Source organism: Rhizobium sp. SVR5-9E (assembly GCF_056755095.1).
The window spans coordinates 1-242 of sequence record NZ_JBNDHS010000650.1 but is presented as its reverse complement, the minus strand read 5'-3'; the positions used below and the strand labels follow the sequence as shown (position 1 = coordinate 242).

Here is a 242-nt window from a genome sequence, read left to right as displayed (position 1 = left end):
GACTGGTACAACTCCAGCTACATTATTGCCTGGGGCTCTAACGTTCCGCAGACCCGTACGCCGGATGCCCACTTCTTCACGGAAGTGCGTTACAAAGGCACCAAAACCGTTGCGGTAACCCCGGACTATGCGGAAATTGCCAAGCTGTGCGACCTGTGGCTGGCACCTAAACAGGGTACCGACTCCGCGATGGCGCTGGCGATGGGCCACGTGATGCTGCGTGAGTTCCACCTCGATAAACC

Annotated in this window: 1 protein-coding gene; it reads left to right on the top strand. The window is 57.9% G+C overall.

Annotated features, from left to right (window positions below; genetic code table 11):
• Positions 1-242: molybdopterin-dependent oxidoreductase (locus ACPYOJ_RS36410; RefSeq protein ID WP_481420544.1), on the top strand; the 242-nt coding region annotated here is incomplete at both ends.